Source organism: Paenibacillus sp. FSL H7-0943 (assembly GCF_037963265.1).
In the GTDB taxonomy this organism is placed as follows: Bacteria; Bacillota; Bacilli; order Paenibacillales; family Paenibacillaceae; genus Paenibacillus_AQ; species Paenibacillus_AQ odorifer.
On the sequence record NZ_CP150148.1, the window covers coordinates 22,041 to 37,045 of the forward strand.

Genomic DNA, 15,005 nt, shown 5'->3' on the forward strand with positions numbered 1-15,005 from the left:
ATGAACCGAGAACATAAAGGATACGTGCCACTTTCACTGGCTGAGTACAATAAGCTAACACATTTAATTTCCAAAGTCTTGTTTACTGAGCACCCTCCAGTTATCATTCCGGCTGAGGCAATCCTTGGAATCGAGGCGGTAGCCGCCGGAATAGCTGCACCTGGTCGAACCATTGTAAATATAGTAACAGGTCCTTATGGAAGTTTATTTGGAAAATGGCTTGAGCGGGGTGGAGCAACGGTTGTTGAAGTAAAGGTTCCTTTTGATGAAGTGGTCACTAGCGACCAAGTTGCTTCTGCGATTAAGGAGTTTAAACCTTGTGCCCTTTCTTTTGTTCAAGCTGAAGTGGTTACTGGAGGCTCTAATCCTGCTAAAGAAATATTTGAAATTGCAAAAGAATTCAATCTTATTACTGTGTCTGACTCCGTATCTGCGGTTGGGGGAGAGGCCCTGCTGGTGGATGAATGGTCCGTTGATTTTGCAGTTATAGGTGCGCAAAAAGCCTTAGCTGGACCCAACGGTGTTAGTGCCGTAAGTATTTCTCCACGTGGCTGGGAATTTCTTGAGTCGAATGAAAATGCTCCACGCAATTCTATTTTATCCTTGCTGGATCTGAAACCATCACTGGGAGACGCCGCGCCATTGCGGGTTGCCCCAAACATTCCTACGCTGGAGGCTAGAGCCTTGACTCAAGCTTTGACACGAATTGAAGAAGAAGGATTGGATCAAGTAATCAAACGCCATGAGCGAGCCGCAGCAGCTGCTGTAGCTGGTATTAAATCCTTGGGGCTTGAGCCTTGGCAAAAGGACAGCAGACATTATTCTACGCTGACTACAACGGTGCGGATTTCTGGAAAGCAAGAGTTGCGGATTGAGCAGCCTATAGGCATTGTGGCTCCCGGAGACGGAGAATTATTTGGCCATCTTCTACGGATCAACCATTTTGGAACGAATGCTGAGCGGCAAAGTGTGGAGAAAGCTATATCCACGCTTGCCGAATTGTTGAAACAAGACCCTGTTCAGGCATTAGCAGCTGTTCGGCTGGCATGGGGGGAATGAAGATGATTCATAAGCATCCAGAACTGCAAACGTTCAATGACATTTTTATAGCAGGTATCGAAGGCAGACGTTTTGATGTCGTGATAAAGGATGGTCGTTTTTCATCCATTACTGAAGCGGATCCGCATCAAGTAGAGTCAAATCTTGCAGGAACAGATCTGTGGCTAAGTCCGGGTATTATTGATCTTCATACGCATTTAGCTTGGACAGATTTTGACCACTCTGATCAATTGAAGCGCGATGCCAACCAGATCGAAATTATGCAGGCACAAGCTTTTGAAGCTACTCTTAGAACGGGTGTAACGACTGCCCGTGATGCAGGTGGGATTCTGCCGAGCACAGTGCAGCATCTTGTCCAGCAATATCAGCATCCATTAAGAGTGCAGACCAGTAGCGATATGATTGGAGCAGCAGATGCCCGTGGTCTCAAGCATTTAGAACAACGCATGGCGGAAATCTTTGCTACAGGAGCGGGTTGGATAAAAATCATGGCCACAGGCGGGCTTGGAGCACCTACCGAGAAAGTCGTTGACCCGATCTTTTCCGAAGAAGAGTTCTCGTTCATTGTTCGTAATGCACATGCCCATGATAAGAAGGTACTGGTTCATACCTGGGGCGGAGTGACGATAGACTGGTCCATCCAGGCCGGCGTGGAATCAATAGAGCATGGGATGTTTCTAACTGAGGATCAGGCAGGAAGACTTGCTAACTCGAGGGTAGCGTTTGTACCCACCACATCAATTTATCGTATTGCTGCAGACCCAAAAGGCGTTCTAGCGTTGAACCCGATCATTTGCGACCGAGCTGCCCGCGCTGCCGAATGTCATTCCAAGGCCATTCATTATGCAAAAAGAGAAGGCGTTCGTATTGGATTCGGTACAGATTATGCCACACCTGCACTACATGGCTATAACCTTCAAGAACTGGATACATTGATTGATTATGGCTTAACTCGGAGAGAAGCTTGGCAGGCTGCGACTAAAAGTGCTGCTGATATTCTGGGGAGCGGTAACGAGCTGGGACAAATTGCAGAAGGTTTTATTGCAGATGCTGTTGTTTTCAAAGTGGATCCATATGAAGCGCACAATGCGGAGGCACTTCGAAGCAATATCATTGCCGTAATTACTGGAGCGAAGGAAGCGGAATTAATCTAGAATCGTCTAAGCTTCTTCTAAAAAACAACTGTTATCTTCTGCAGTTGTTTTTTTACTTTCTAGATAATTAGATGATAAGGGGGTAGTTATTATAATACAATAATACATAGATGATGTTTTATGCTTTTGATTTTATATAAAAAAACTCTTGCAATGTATCTCCATACATGATATATTCTAAGTCCGGCCAAGAAGTACACATGCCGAGCTCGAAAAAGAAGTTAAAAAAGAGCTTGACATTAAATAGCCGAACATGATATAGTATAAGAGTTGCTGCTGAGACATTAAACGGCGCCAACGAGAACTTGATCTTTGAAAACTGAACAACGAGTGAGTAGGAAATCACGTAAGTGAAATCCAAAATTAGAGAATTAATTTTCTCGTCAGATGTTTCAAAATGAGCATATCGCTCTTTTCAATACTAATTGGAGAGTTTGATCCTGGCTCAGGACGAACGCTGGCGGCGTGCCTAATACATGCAAGTCGAGCGGAGTTATTTTGAAAGCTTGCTTTCAAAATAACTTAGCGGCGGACGGGTGAGTAACACGTAGGCAACCTGCCCTTCAGACTGGGATAACTACCGGAAACGGTAGCTAATACCGGATAATTTCTTTTTTCTCCTGAGAGAAGAATGAAAGACGGAGCAATCTGTCACTGAGGGATGGGCCTGCGGCGCATTAGCTAGTTGGTGGGGTAACGGCCCACCAAGGCGACGATGCGTAGCCGACCTGAGAGGGTGAACGGCCACACTGGGACTGAGACACGGCCCAGACTCCTACGGGAGGCAGCAGTAGGGAATCTTCCGCAATGGGCGAAAGCCTGACGGAGCAACGCCGCGTGAGTGATGAAGGTTTTCGGATCGTAAAGCTCTGTTGCCAGGGAAGAACGTCCGGTAGAGTAACTGCTACCGGAGTGACGGTACCTGAGAAGAAAGCCCCGGCTAACTACGTGCCAGCAGCCGCGGTAATACGTAGGGGGCAAGCGTTGTCCGGAATTATTGGGCGTAAAGCGCGCGCAGGCGGCTATTTAAGTCTGGTGTTTAAACCTTGGGCTCAACCTGAGGTCGCACTGGAAACTGGGTGGCTTGAGTACAGAAGAGGAAAGTGGAATTCCACGTGTAGCGGTGAAATGCGTAGATATGTGGAGGAACACCAGTGGCGAAGGCGACTTTCTGGGCTGTAACTGACGCTGAGGCGCGAAAGCGTGGGGAGCAAACAGGATTAGATACCCTGGTAGTCCACGCCGTAAACGATGAGTGCTAGGTGTTAGGGGTTTCGATACCCTTGGTGCCGAAGTTAACACAGTAAGCACTCCGCCTGGGGAGTACGGTCGCAAGACTGAAACTCAAAGGAATTGACGGGGACCCGCACAAGCAGTGGAGTATGTGGTTTAATTCGAAGCAACGCGAAGAACCTTACCAGGTCTTGACATCCCTCTGAATCTGCTAGAGATAGCAGCGGCCTTCGGGACAGAGGAGACAGGTGGTGCATGGTTGTCGTCAGCTCGTGTCGTGAGATGTTGGGTTAAGTCCCGCAACGAGCGCAACCCTTAACTTTAGTTGCCAGCAAGTAATGTTGGGCACTCTAGAGTGACTGCCGGTGACAAACCGGAGGAAGGTGGGGATGACGTCAAATCATCATGCCCCTTATGACCTGGGCTACACACGTACTACAATGGCCGGTACAACGGGAAGCGAAGCCGCGAGGTGGAGCCAATCCCATCAAAGCCGGTCTCAGTTCGGATTGCAGGCTGCAACTCGCCTGCATGAAGTCGGAATTGCTAGTAATCGCGGATCAGCATGCCGCGGTGAATACGTTCCCGGGTCTTGTACACACCGCCCGTCACACCACGAGAGTTTACAACACCCGAAGTCGGTGGGGTAACCCGCAAGGGAGCCAGCCGCCGAAGGTGGGGTAGATGATTGGGGTGAAGTCGTAACAAGGTAGCCGTATCGGAAGGTGCGGCTGGATCACCTCCTTTCTATGGAGAATCGTTCTCTGCAATGAGAACATTCAAATCGGAAGCTAAGCTTCCAAAACTCAGGTTTAGGCCTGTTACTCACTCGTTGCTCAGTTTTGAGAGTTTAAGCTCTCAAGTAAGACTTGATCCTTGAAAACTGGATACCGAAACGAATTTGCGTTTTAGAACATCTTTTAGCAACTTGTGTAAACAAGTAAATGTTATTAGTGAGATTTTTCTTCGGAAGAATCAAGGTTAAGCTAATAAGAGCACACGGAGGATGCCTAGGCGCCAGGAGCCGACGAAGGACGTGGCGAACAACGAAACTGCCTCGGGGAGCTGTAAGCAAGCTTTGATCCGGGGGTGTCCGAATGGGGAAACCCAGCTGTGGTAATTCGCAGTTACTCATTTCTGAATACATAGGAAATGTAGAGGCAGACCAGGGGAACTGAAACATCTAAGTACCCTGAGGAAGAGAAAACAATAGTGATTCCGTCAGTAGCGGCGAGCGAACGCGGAACAGCCTAAACCTAAGAGCTTGCTCTTAGGGGTTGTGGGACGTCTCACATGGAGTTACAAAGGAATATGGTAGGTGAAGAGGTCTGGAAAGGCCCGCGATAGAGGTAAAAGCCCTGTAACCTAAACTGTATTCTCTCCGAGACGGATCCCGAGTAGTGCGGGGCACGTGAAACCCCGTATGAATCCAGCAGGACCATCTGCTAAGGCTAAATACTACCTGGCGACCGATAGTGAAACAGTACCGTGAGGGAAAGGTGAAAAGCACCCCGGAAGGGGAGTGAAATAGAACCTGAAACCGTGTGCTTACAAAAAGTCAGAGCCCTATTAATGGGTGATGGCGTGCCTTTTGTAGAATGAACCGGCGAGTTACGTTTAACATGCAAGGTTAAGCCGAGAAGGTGGAGCCGCAGCGAAAGCGAGTCTGAATAGGGCGAATTAGTATGTGGACGTAGACCCGAAACCGTGTGATCTACCCCTGTCCAGGGTGAAGGTGCGGTAACACGCACTGGAGGCCCGAACCCACGTACGTTGAAAAGTGCGGGGATGAGGTGGGGGTAGCGGAGAAATTCCAATCGAACTCGGAGATAGCTGGTTCTCCCCGAAATAGCTTTAGGGCTAGCCTCGGTATAAGAGTAGTGGAGGTAGAGCACTGATTGGGTGCGGGGTCCGCAAGGATTACCAAGCTCAGTCAAACTCCGAATGCCATATACTTATTGCCGGGAGTCAGACAGTGAGTGCTAAGATCCATTGTCAAAAGGGAAACAGCCCAGACCATCAGCTAAGGTCCCCAAGTGTGTGTTAAGTGGGAAAGGATGTGGAGTTGCACAGACAACCAGGATGTTGGCTTAGAAGCAGCCACCATTGAAAGAGTGCGTAATAGCTCACTGGTCGAGTGACTCTGCGCCGAAAATGTAACGGGGCTAAACACACCACCGAAGCTATGGCTAGATGCTTTGCATCTGGGGTAGGGGAGCGTTGTGTAGGGGTTGAAGGTGTACTGAAAAGAGCGCTGGACACTACACAAGTGAGAATGCCGGTATGAGTAACGAAAAGATCAGTGAGAATCTGATCCGCCGAAAGCCCAAGGTTTCCTGAGGAAGGCTCGTCCGCTCAGGGTAAGTCGGGACCTAAGGCGAGGCCGAAAGGCGTAGTCGAAGGACAACAGTTTGAAATTACTGTACCACCGTAATCCGCTATGAGCGATGGGGTGACGCAGGAGGGTAGTGACGCGGACTGATGGATGTCCGTCTAAGCAGTGAGGCTGATGTGTAGGCAAATCCGCACATCATTAAGGCTGGGCTGTGATGGGGAGCGAAAATTGTAGTAGCGAAGGTCATGATCTCACACTGCCAAGAAAAGCCTCTAGCCAGGAGAAGGTGCCCGTACCGCAAACCGACACAGGTAGGCGAGAAGAGAATTCTAAGGCGCGCGGAAGAACTCTCGTTAAGGAACTCGGCAAAATGACCCCGTAACTTCGGGAGAAGGGGTGCCCCGGTAGTGTGAATAGCACGAGGGGGCCGCAGTGAAAAGGCCCAAGCGACTGTTTAGCAAAAACACAGGTCTGTGCGAAGCCGCAAGGCGAAGTATACGGGCTGACGCCTGCCCGGTGCTGGAAGGTTAAGGGGAGTGGTTAGGGGTAACCCGAAGCTATGAACCGAAGCCCCAGTAAACGGCGGCCGTAACTATAACGGTCCTAAGGTAGCGAAATTCCTTGTCAGGTAAATTCTGACCCGCACGAATGGCGTAACGACTTGGGCGCTGTCTCAACGAGAGATCCGGTGAAATTTTAATACCTGTGAAGATGCAGGTTACCCGCGACAAGACGGAAAGACCCCATGGAGCTTTACTGCAGCTTGATATTGAATTTGGGTACGATCTGTACAGGATAGGTGGGAGCCGTAGAAATCGGAGCGCAAGCTTCGGTGGAGGCGCCGTTGGGATACCACCCTGATCGTATCTAGGTTCTAACCTAGTACCCTTATCGGGTACGGGGACCGTGTCAGGCGGGCAGTTTGACTGGGGCGGTCGCCTCCTAAAGAGTAACGGAGGCGTTCCAAGGTTCCCTCAGAATGGTTGGAAATCATTCGCAGAGTGCAAAGGCATAAGGGAGCTTGACTGCGAGACCTACAAGTCGAGCAGGGACGAAAGTCGGACTTAGTGATCCGGTGGTACCGCATGGAAGGGCCATCGCTCAACGGATAAAAGCTACCCTGGGGATAACAGGCTTATCTCCCCCAAGAGTCCACATCGACGGGGAGGTTTGGCACCTCGATGTCGGCTCATCGCATCCTGGGGCTGAAGTAGGTCCCAAGGGTTGGGCTGTTCGCCCATTAAAGCGGTACGCGAGCTGGGTTCAGAACGTCGTGAGACAGTTCGGTCCCTATCTGTCGTGGGCGCAGGAAATTTGAGAGGAGCTGTCCTTAGTACGAGAGGACCGGGATGGACGTACCGCTGGTGCACCAGTTGTTCCGCCAGGAGCATGGCTGGGTAGCTACGTACGGACGGGATAAGCGCTGAAAGCATCTAAGCGTGAAGCCCCCCTCAAGATGAGATTTCCCAATTAGTAAGACCCCTTGAAGACGACGAGGTAGATAGGTTGGAGGTGGAAGTGCAGCAATGCATGGAGCTGACCAATACTAATCGGTCGAGGGCTTATCCTATACGTAGAATGCAGATTCGTTTCGGATTCAGTTTTCAGGCATCAAGCCTGTAACACGCTTAGAAATTCATTGTCACTTCTGTGATGAACTGAATTTCACGCGGCAGCGTCTGTTTCACAGATGCATGTTTGGTGGCGATAGCGGAGGGGTTCCACGCGTACCCATCCCGAACACGACCGTTAAGCCCTCCAGCGCCGATGGTACTTGGACCGAAGGGTCCTGGGAGAGTAGGACGTTGCCAAGCACATTAAGCCATTGTTGATTTATCAGCAGTGGCTTTTTTGTTTTTTTTGGACAAGAGTGTTATTTGAAGGGGAGTACAACATCTGAAGGGGCTGTAATTGAGTGACATTTTTGTTACCGACGCTGAGGTCGATACAAGTATAATAGATAAGTGCAAATAATAAGCAACATCTCTAATACGAAGGAACTACTCATAAATTCTAACTTTGAATTTTCTTGTGTCTTTAGATGCATTGTGGAGGTAAGGAGGATTTAAGGCATGAAACAAACAAGAATTATTAAGATATTAATTTTTTCGTGTATAGTAGCTTTAATACTGGCAGGCTGCGGTACGAAAGCGCCCAGCTGGGATGCTTTTGAGGGTGCGCTAAACGAGAAAAATTTCCCTGTGCCCCAAGAGGCGTACTCACCAGACCAGACTACGACAAACGTTGCTATGGATTATGTGCGTTATTCTTTACCTGGATTAAAGGAGAAGAACGGCATCCCAGAGGAGTATATGGATACTATTAAGGCCTGGGGATGGGTTGAACAGGAAGAGGAGAATACCGATTCATCTGGTGTTTTTCAGAAGGATGGAGTAACGGTTCATTTAACAGTGCATGATGATTATTTTATAGTTATGATTCCTAAAGAAAAGAAGGCCTTAATTAAAGGTCTTAAGACAAAATAAATAATCGCCGTCCTTTATGGATGGCGATTATTTATTTATATGCGAACACAGGTTAACTGTACTCTATTGAGAGTAATAGGAGGCATCGGATGGATTAAACTTCAGCATGCCTTCCTTGTTGCGTTGATTTATTTTGAACAGTGTATAGAGACGGGGCAGTAAAAGCCACAAGTGGCAAATAATCAGGGATACTGTAAATGCCGGTGGTGACCAAAAAATAAAGAGAGCTGCAATACAAAGACCAATATAAAAATTATGTAACTGTACTTTACGGAAAATGCGGTAACTAATGTGTTGATCTGGCATGAAGCCAAGCCACGGGATTTTAAATGAGATGGACCATCTTTTTGAAATAGGATGCCCGGAGATTAGAAGTACTGAGCGTGAAATAACATATTGAACCCAGAACATAACCGGAGCAGCTATAATTAAGTAGAGAATACTCCACCAAGAAAGAAAGACTGTCTCGAGCACAAGGACCAAAAGAGGGAGCAAAATATAAACACGCAGCAGAGGTGCCGTTAGATTAATTTTTTTGATTAATTTATATTGATAGAATGTAGCAGCGCCTTTGGTGTTGGGTTCCATATAAAATAGACTAACCTCCTCACAGATTCATATGTTCTTAATATCGGCGAATGAAAGCATTTTATTAAACTATGGGCGAATATTCACCGATATAGGGGCAGCGGAATATATATAATACACGAAACGAAGGATATGAAAAAACTATGAAAAGGTTTAAAATGATAGAAGGTGTATCATACTGTTCTTAAAAGAGTCAAGGTGGGATGGTTATGGAACAGCAAACCGGGCAAGCTTGTATCATTTGTGGGCAGGAAAAAGAAGAAGGTATTGTGATTGTCTCGCATTTTATTTGTGAGGATTGTGAGGCAGAAATGATCCGTACCGAGGCAGAAGATGCTAAGTACCGTTTTTTTATTGGCCAGATGAAGAAGATCGGATTGCAAAAGAACGCTTAAGTAGAGTAACTCTGTTAATTGATGCGGATAAGAGAGCAGTCTGGATGAAAGATATAAGGGCTGCATTAGAGATATTCATATACGGCTTCCTCGTTGTTTAAGCGGGGGGAGCCGTTTTGCTGTTCAGTCAGATGCTTTTATGAGGAAACATAGGAGTTTCTGAATATTTACGTTAAAATAGAAGGAACCCTATGGGAAGGAATTTAATATGAATAAATTACAACGATGTAGGGCACCTGTATACGAAATGCTGGAGCAATATAGAATTGTGGGTAATATATCTTATCATGTGCCGGGACATAAAAATGGAGCGGCATATGACGGCGTAGAAGGCGCTGGGTTTCTAGATGAGGTCATGAAGTACGATGTTACGGAGATTACCGGTACGGATGATCTTCATCATCCTGAGGGAGTCATTAAGGAAGCACAGGAGTTGGCTGCGGATTGCTTTGGAGCAGAGGAGAGTTTTTTTCTAGTTGGCGGAAGTACGGCGGGTAACCTGGCGCTGATTCTAACGGCTTGCCCCGAGCCAGGAATGATTCTGATTCTTCAACGAAATGTGCATAAATCAGTGATTCATGGTCTTATGTTAGCTGGAGTGAGGGCTGTTTTCGTCGAGCCGCTAATTGATCCACTCAGCGGCTTGGCAGTAGCGCCGGCGGCAGAAGCTGTTGAGGCTGCACTTGCAGCCTATCCGGAAGCCGCCGCTGTATTTGTCACCATGCCCAATTACTACGGCATGGGCAGTGACCTTGCGCCCCTCGCGCGTATTTGCCACGACAGCGGTGTACCGCTGCTTGTCGATGAAGCGCATGGGGCGCATTACGGGCAGCACCCGGCACTGCCTGCCGGGGCGCTTGCTTGTGGCGCGGACGGCGTAGTGCAGTCCACGCACAAGATGCTCACTGCGATGACCATGGGCGCTATGCTGCATGTTCAAGGGCAGCGGCTCGACCGCGCCCTGCTCTCGCAGCGGCTCGCCATGGTGCAGAGCTCCAGCCCATCATATCCTATGATGGCGTCGCTTGATCTTGCCCGGCGGCTGCTGCACAGCCGGGGCAGCGATGCATTCACGGCGGGGCTGGCCGCCGTGGATGTCCTGCGGCGCGGCCTTGCCGAGCTGCTGCGCTATGGATTGGTGCAGCCGGCAGAGCCGCTGCACGACGGCACGCCGCTGCATAAGGCGGCGTACGAGACGCAGGACCCCTTCAAAGTCGTCATTTATGACGCCACCGGGGTCCTAGGCGGTATCGAGCTGCAGCGCAGGCTCGAAGCTAAGGGCTGTGTGCCGGAGATGAGTGACGCCCGGCACGTAGTGCTGCTGTTCAGCCTCGGTTCGAAGGCTGAAGATGCAGCAAGGTTATTGCAGGCGCTGCGGGAAATAGATTCGGAGGTTACATCCGAATCACCGCACACCGCTGGCATTTTAGAATCTCAAAATATTTCCACGTGGAACAATTTGAATGTTTTACAAATCTCGGTACCCGTTCCCTTCTCTTTGAAGCCGGTGTCAGCCAATGAGGTAGAAAGTATTAATCTTGAACACAGCGTGGGGAGAGTAGCTGCAGAAATGGTAATTCCCTATCCACCAGGCATTCCATTATTATATCCGGGTGAGGTCATCACAGATCAGATACAGCAAAGACTGACTGGTTTAGCTTATGGAGGCGCGAAGTTCCAGGCTTGTGCTGATCCGGTCTTGCAGCGTATTAAGGTATACAACATTCAGAAGGGCGGAGAAGTATAAGTGGGCAAAGAAGGTTTCTTCATAACATTAGAAGGGGGCGAAGGCTCCGGAAAAACAACGGTACTGGGCAGAGTAGCAGCATATTTGCAGAATCGGTCCATGCCCTATCGAATTACACGTGAACCTGGAGGCATAGAAATCGCCGAAAAAATTCGCTCTATTATTCTGGATCCTGCCCATACTGCAATGGATGCACGTACAGAGGCATTGCTGTACGCTGCATCAAGAAGCCAACATCTCGCTGAAGTAGTAGAGCCGGCTCTTAGAGAAGGGCTTACAGTCCTCTGTGACCGCTTTGTAGACAGTAGTCTCGTTTATCAAGGACATGCAAGAGGATTAGGTATGGAAGAGGTGTGGAGTATTAACCGCTTTGCTATTGGAAATCGCATGCCGGATCTAACCTTTTATCTGGATGTAGACCCTGAGATTGGATTATCACGGATTGCGGCTAATCAAGATCGCGAAGTCAATCGTCTGGATATGGAGAGTCTTGCCTTTCATCAGAAGGTTCGTGAAGGTTATCATTTATTAATTAAGGCGAATCCGGAGAGAATAGTAGTTCTTGATGCAAACCGCCCTATTCATCTGGTAGAACAAGATATTGTGAGAACTCTTGAAGAGAGAGTATTAAAGGGTTTTTAGGGTGTTTTGTCTAATATAATAAGAGAAGTGGCATATAACTAAGCGTTTGCTTATGAAGTGAGGTTACTACTAAGAACACATTAAGTAGTAATACTCCATAAAACTTTTTTGGGAGGGAATGCGAAGATGAAGTTGATCATTGCAATTATCCAGGATAAAGACAGTAACCGGTTATCCAGTGAGCTAGTAAAAGCCAATTTCCGTGCTACCAAACTCGCAAGTACAGGTGGATTTCTGCGGGCGGGAAATACGACATTTATGATTGGGGTAGAAGACAGTCAGATCGAAGCTGTATTGAACGTTATCCGTAACAGCTGTAAAGTGCGTGAACAACTAGTCACTCCAGTAACTCCGATGAGTGGCACGACGGATTCCTATTTACCGCTCCCTGTTGAAGTACAGGTCGGTGGCGCTACTGTATTCGTGCTTCCTGTAGATCGTTTCGAACATTATTAAGTATAATATAAATGAGCAAGTCATTTACAAAAAAGGGGCGGTAGATAACCTTTGAAGATCAATCCGGGATATAGGCCCTTAAAGAGTGAGCTTCCAAATGCAGAAGGGGCTAATAAGCCTGTTCAGCAGAAATCGTTCTCTGACGTTTTTCAGCAGCAAGGTGAACAGAAAACCAAAGATGAACTAAACCGCCAGATCAAAGAAATACAGTCACAAGGCGACCGTTTATCTAAGTCTATGACCATTCGTGAACTCACCATTTACCGGATGATGATCAAAAGGTTTCTGGAAGAAACCGCTCGTAGAGGCGTTATACTGAAAGAGACACGTGGATGGGATAGACGTGGGCGGGGTAAGCGTTACAAGCTGCTTGAGGAAATTGATGCGGCTTTGCTATCTATGGCAGACGATCTGCTGAATAGTGAGCAGGGCCGAATAGATCTGTTGGGACGTGTTGGAGAAATTCGCGGGTTGTTAATCAACCTTTCTTTTTAAAGTTTTGGGAGGAAATTATGCCTTTTCATGATATAGTAGGCCAGGAGCATGCTAAACGGCTACTCCAAAATGCCTTGCGCAAGGACGCTGTGAGCCATGCTTATTTATTTACAGGACCAGCAGGCAGTGGACAAATGAAGACGGCGCTGATGTTTGCCCAAGCAATTTTTTGCACGGAAAGCAAGGATGACGCCTGTGGCGAATGTCTAGAGTGCCGAAAGGTTGAGCATGGAAACCATCCTGATTTGTCATTGCTGCAGCCCGACGGTGCAAGCATAAAAATAGATCAGATCCGTGAGCTGCAGCGTGTCTTTTCCTATCGATCTGAGGGTGTGAATCCAAAGGTTTATATTATAGATGGGGCAGACAAAATGACGGTACAAGCTGCCAATAGTTTGTTGAAGTTTCTGGAAGAACCGCCAGCTCCGGCAGTAGGAATCCTAATATCTGATAATAGTCGTTCTTTATTGCCGACGATTCAGTCACGGACTCAGCGGATCCCATTTAGTCCGTTAAATCCGGATATTATGCTTCAAGCGCTAGCAAGTGAGGGTGTGCCGATCCCCTTAGCTCGATGTGCAGTATCACTCAGTTCGGGACTTGATGGTTGCAGGGAACTTTTGGAACAGAATTGGTTTGCAGAAATGAGAAATCTAGTGTTACAATTAGCTAAGGAGTCCTTAAGCAAGGGCAGCTCCACGGTAGCAACTGCCGGGCAGAAGCTGTTCAAGACTGGGCTCGCTGAACATTTGGATATCCTTTTCAGCATGTTCCATCTATGGTTTAAAGATATGCTCTACTTCCTGTACCGCAAGCACGAAAGTATCGTTTTTATAGATCAGTTAGACTTTATTTCCAGGCATGCCCGTGGGCGCAGTGCGGAACAATGGGTGGCTTATATGGGATATGCTGCAGAGAGTACTAAGAAGCTGCGTTCCAATGCCAATGCCCAGTTGTGTCTGGAGCAGTTCTTAATCCGACTGGAAAGTTAAAGGATTAGCAATGATATATCCTCCGGATGTCGCTTTACCTGGAAGTATCGTTTTAACAGACGAGGAAGGACAAGCATGGATCATCAGGGAGCGGACATGCCCATAGGTTCCTTTTACCGGCAAACAAGGGGGTTAATTTTTGTACAGCGTAGTAGGTGTCCGTTTTAAAAAAGCGGGTAAAATATATTATTTTGATCCACTTGATTTTCCGATTGAACGAGATCAATGTGTTATTGTTGAGACAGCACGTGGGGTGGAATACGGTAAGGTTGTCGTAGGCAAAAAAGAGGTGGAGGAGTCCGATGTTGTACTACCCCTCAAAAAAGTGATGCGTATTGCCGGAGAAACCGACGCACGCGTTGTTGAGGAGAACAAAAGCGCCGCTAAGGAGGCTTTTACCACCTGTTTAAATAAAATACGCGACCACGGTCTCAAAATGAAGCTCGTAGATGTAGAGTTTACTTTTGACCGTAATAAGATTATATTTTACTTTACGGCTGAAGGACGCGTTGACTTTAGAGAATTGGTTAAGGATCTGGCAAGTATTTTTCGGACCCGCATTGAGCTTCGGCAAATTGGGGTACGTGATGAAGCTAAGATGCTAGGTGGACTTGGACCTTGTGGACGAGTGCTTTGCTGCTCCTCTTGGTTAGGGGATTTTGAACCCGTATCCATAAAAATGGCCAAGGATCAGAACCTTTCACTTAATCCGACCAAGATTTCCGGACTTTGTGGACGTCTGATGTGTTGTTTGAAATTTGAGCATGACAATTATGAGAGTGTAAAGGAAGAAATGCCAGCGGTCGGCAAGATTGTCGTGACCTCATTGGGGGATGGCAAAGTAGTAGGGATCAATGCCGGAAACCGTACGGTTCATGTACAGTTGTTTGAAGTGGGCAAAGTTAAGGAACTTCCAATGGATGATGTTGTCGTCAAGTAAACCATATAAGGTTACTTTCGGGGTGGAAACTTGGAGAAGAAAAATATATTTGCACACATGCAGGATATGGAAGCGCAGATGGAAACGATGCGCGCCAATCTTGGTGAATGGAAACAGACGGTAAAAGAACTGATGGAAGCTAACCAGAGGTTAACTCTGGAGAATGAACAGCTTCGCAAAATTTTAAAGCGGGATGCACCTTTGGATCCTACCGTAGATTCTGCGGAGGCGGAAGCTCTTTTAGCTACCGGAGAGGGAACAGAAGAGGTTGTCGGGGAGGGTTATGACAACTTGGCTCGACTTTACCACGAAGGCTTTCACATCTGTAATGTTTATTTTGGACATTTACGCACGGAAGGTGACTGTCTGTTCTGTCTTTCTTTTCTTAATAAATGAGGATATCCAGCCGTAGGAGATTTATCCTACGGTTTTTTTTGAATTTTAGCCAATAGGCACATGCATTTGAAGCAAGTTTTTCTCATC

At 47.6% G+C, this 15,005-nt stretch carries 12 protein-coding genes and 3 rRNA genes; 14 read left to right on the top strand and 1 reads right to left on the bottom strand.

The window, feature by feature from the left end:
• The 6 genes from NSQ55_RS00090 (at position 1) to NSQ55_RS00115 (ending at position 8,267) form a co-directional block, all read left to right on the top strand.
• On the top strand, positions 1–1,059 hold the full coding sequence (locus NSQ55_RS00090) for an aminotransferase class V-fold PLP-dependent enzyme (protein WP_076195264.1): 1,059 nt from the start codon (positions 1–3) through the stop codon (positions 1,057–1,059).
• 2 nt (positions 1,060–1,061) lie between these two features.
• Positions 1,062–2,213, top strand: a complete 1,152-nt coding sequence (locus NSQ55_RS00095) for an amidohydrolase family protein (protein ID WP_076130922.1) — start codon at positions 1,062–1,064, stop codon at positions 2,211–2,213.
• A 422-nt stretch (positions 2,214–2,635) separates the two neighbouring features.
• Positions 2,636–4,193 (top strand): 16S ribosomal RNA (locus NSQ55_RS00100).
• Between the two features lie 232 nt (positions 4,194–4,425).
• A 23S ribosomal RNA gene (locus NSQ55_RS00105) occupies positions 4,426–7,351 on the top strand.
• Between the two features lie 127 nt (positions 7,352–7,478).
• Positions 7,479–7,595 (top strand): 5S ribosomal RNA (gene rrf, locus NSQ55_RS00110).
• The 16S, 23S and 5S rRNA genes sit together here, the layout of an rRNA operon.
• Positions 7,596–7,853: 258 nt before the next feature.
• Positions 7,854–8,267: a hypothetical protein gene (locus NSQ55_RS00115; protein WP_036678856.1), complete on the top strand. Its 414-nt coding sequence runs from the start codon at positions 7,854–7,856 to the stop codon at positions 8,265–8,267.
• Positions 8,268–8,330: 63 nt separating this feature from the next.
• On the opposite strand, the gene NSQ55_RS00120 is transcribed toward NSQ55_RS00115, so the two are convergent.
• Positions 8,331–8,855 carry a hypothetical protein gene (locus NSQ55_RS00120; protein WP_076194944.1) on the bottom strand — a complete coding sequence of 175 codons (525 nt, stop codon included), beginning with the start codon at positions 8,853–8,855 and terminating at the stop codon, positions 8,331–8,333.
• 209 nt (positions 8,856–9,064) lie between these two features.
• On the opposite strand from NSQ55_RS00120, the gene NSQ55_RS00125 reads away from it, so the two are divergent.
• The 8 genes from NSQ55_RS00125 (at position 9,065) to yabA (ending at position 14,918) form a co-directional block, all read left to right on the top strand.
• On the top strand, positions 9,065–9,250 hold the full coding sequence (locus NSQ55_RS00125; RefSeq protein WP_036678851.1) for a sigma factor G inhibitor Gin: 186 nt from the start codon (positions 9,065–9,067) through the stop codon (positions 9,248–9,250).
• A 208-nt stretch (positions 9,251–9,458) separates the two neighbouring features.
• Positions 9,459–10,997, top strand: coding sequence for an aminotransferase class I/II-fold pyridoxal phosphate-dependent enzyme (locus NSQ55_RS00130; protein ID WP_339170663.1), 1,539 nt, complete (start codon positions 9,459–9,461; stop codon positions 10,995–10,997).
• The gene (tmk, locus tag NSQ55_RS00135; protein ID WP_036678846.1) at positions 10,998–11,639 is read left to right on the top strand and encodes a dTMP kinase; all 642 of its coding nucleotides are present in this window, start codon (positions 10,998–11,000) and stop codon (positions 11,637–11,639) included.
• 126 nt (positions 11,640–11,765) lie between these two features.
• Complete coding sequence (locus NSQ55_RS00140; protein ID WP_036678844.1) at positions 11,766–12,095, top strand: cyclic-di-AMP receptor; 330 nt, start codon at positions 11,766–11,768, stop codon at positions 12,093–12,095.
• A 51-nt stretch (positions 12,096–12,146) separates the two neighbouring features.
• On the top strand, positions 12,147–12,590 hold the full coding sequence (locus NSQ55_RS00145; RefSeq protein ID WP_036678842.1) for a YaaR family protein: 444 nt from the start codon (positions 12,147–12,149) through the stop codon (positions 12,588–12,590).
• Positions 12,591–12,607: 17 nt separating this feature from the next.
• Positions 12,608–13,582 (top strand): DNA polymerase III subunit delta', encoded by a 975-nt coding sequence (gene holB / locus NSQ55_RS00150; protein WP_076099912.1) that lies wholly within the window; start codon positions 12,608–12,610, stop codon positions 13,580–13,582.
• 139 nt (positions 13,583–13,721) lie between these two features.
• Entirely contained in the window at positions 13,722–14,522 is an 801-nt protein-coding gene (locus NSQ55_RS00155; RefSeq protein ID WP_036678838.1) for a stage 0 sporulation family protein, read from the top strand.
• A 30-nt stretch (positions 14,523–14,552) separates the two neighbouring features.
• Positions 14,553–14,918 (top strand): DNA replication initiation control protein YabA, encoded by a 366-nt coding sequence (yabA, locus tag NSQ55_RS00160; protein WP_036678835.1) that lies wholly within the window; start codon positions 14,553–14,555, stop codon positions 14,916–14,918.
• Positions 14,919–15,005: the final 87 nt, after the last annotated feature.